The organism is Haloferax profundi, assembly GCF_001469865.1.
Lineage (GTDB): Archaea > Halobacteriota > Halobacteria > Halobacteriales > Haloferacaceae > Haloferax > Haloferax profundi.
The window spans coordinates 1-2,155 of the sequence record NZ_LOPV01000449.1 but is presented as its reverse complement, the minus strand read 5'-3'; the positions used below and the strand labels follow the sequence as shown (position 1 = coordinate 2,155).

1 protein-coding gene is annotated in these 2,155 nt (G+C 48.3%); it reads left to right on the top strand.

Annotation, left to right across the window (positions count from 1 at the left end; translation table 11 throughout):
- Positions 1-1,363: 1,363 nt before the first annotated feature.
- Positions 1,364-2,155, top strand: a 792-nt coding sequence (locus AUR66_RS15140; protein WP_058573104.1) for an AAA family ATPase, incomplete at its 3' end; no start/stop codon positions are given.

Here is a 2,155-nt window from a genome sequence, read left to right as displayed (position 1 = left end):
GAAAATGAGAACATGGTGAGTGTGGATTTCCGCTGTAACTCGATGAGAGATTCTCTACAATCTGGAGTGGAAACGAGGGGTCCCCCCAAGGACGCAGCAGAGACTCCCCTCACACCGAGTGAAAAACCGCACGGAGACTGTTCTCTTCTGCTGTATTCGGGGGTTCTACATCTGGAATGGGTCCTCAAAGCATCTCATTTTCTGCGTTCACTCGGTGTGGTTAGTACCCTACCAGTACAGCATCTGTATTGCTCACTCGGTATGAGGGGTGTCTCTCACGAACGAATTCTCCCCTCACTCGTTTCGAACCATTTAGATGAGGCTAGCACCGAACTGAGGGGTTTAGCTTCGAGTGTATCTGTTCGAAAACCCCGATTAGAAGCTCTTCACTGCGTGAAAACAAATCAGATGGCTTGTTCGAGAACACGATATGAAACAGAGCTGAGAGTCTATATTCGCACTTCCAACAGGGAGACTTCTATGTTTTTTGTCAGGTCGCCCCGACGAACTGTTCTTCGCTGTGGCCACTGCAAACGAGTTCGCCACCCCTGTCAGGTACATGAGAGCCAAAAGGTAAGCGCACGTTTCCGCTGTAACTACAGAGAATCACACACCAATTCTCAGCCACGTGTCTCGACCCACCCACAGCTGCACTCTCATTAAGTAGGAACATGGCGAGAGACTGCCGGAACCGCTGTGGGCAATCGAAAGAGTGAGTGCGCATTTCCGCTGTAACGAGTGGATTAGTATCGGTCTCTCACTTGCTCAATTCAGACAGAGATGGTGACCCTAAGGTGAAAATATAGTCGCACAGCGTGCCTCCGAAGATTTCGGTCGTATCTGCGAATCGTGTCTCTCGTTGTGTCGCTGTGCGTTTTTCTATTGTAATCTGGCGAGGTACTACACCCTACTAATCACGTTATGTCTGTCAATCGTCCCCCGGCAACTAATTGGTCCTCATTTCACTGGAAACTATGGAGTGTTCCCGTGTGATCTGCAGAAACGACACGCGTACATCTCTGATGAGTGTAGACTTCCGCTGTAACGTGTGTCTAAAATATCCCAGAAATCAGTATGCTGAAGACATTTCATAGGTAGTTAGAACGGAAACGTACACTCTGCGCTACGATTTCCGCCTACAAGAGACCTCCTTTGAGAGCTCTGGCCTTCCGGTCACAATTACAGCGGAAACGTGCGCATGTACACAGGACCTGTTACAGCGGAAATGCACACCCAATTCAATTGCACGTTTCCGATGTAAAACATAGATAATGCGTGGTTAGAAGCCCTATCTATGTAGTTTAGAACGGAAACACGAATGCAAAACGCTATATTAGATACTTTCATTTGTATTCTTGAGCCAATGACTAACTCGGGAAATTATTTTGATACATTTGAGACAATTTTTCAAAATAAAGACCTCCTACAGATTGACCACGTCCCCGATAGTGAACAGTTGATTATCGGTCGAGAAGACGAACTCAATGCATTAGCAAATAGTCTCCAGCCGGCAATTCACGGGCAAAAACCGAACAACGTACTACTCTACGGTAAGACAGGAACTGGAAAATCGCTGTGTTCGAAATTCATCGTCCAACAGCTTGTCCAAGCAGGTGTCAAACAGGACTCAGCGATCGGGGTCGCCTATGTCGACTGCCTTCAGGACACCACAGAGTCAGCTGTTATTCGGGCGGTTGGGTCCGCAATCAATGAACCGGGGGTGACAGACGAAACGTTTCCCTCAAGCGGCGTCTCAACTGCAGAGTGCTACAGACGGGCATGGAGGGTGATGGATTTCTTGTATGACACAGTCGTGATCATCCTTGATGAACTGGATAAGATGAGCGACCCAAATGCGGTCTTGATGACGCTCTCTCGTGCTGTCGAATCTGGGAAACTTAGTAACTGTAATATTGGAATCATCGGAATCAGTAACAAGCCACGATTTAAAGATCAACTGAATGAGCGAGCCAGATCTAGCCTCTGCCAGCGGGACTTTGTCTTCCCCCCATATGATGCGAATCAGCTCCGAGAGATACTCACCGCACGACTTCCGGCATTCAAAAACGGCGTAGTCGATGATGCAGTCATCCCAAAAGTCGCGGCACTTGCTGCTCGTGAGCATGGTGATGCACGGAAAGCGATTGATATCCTC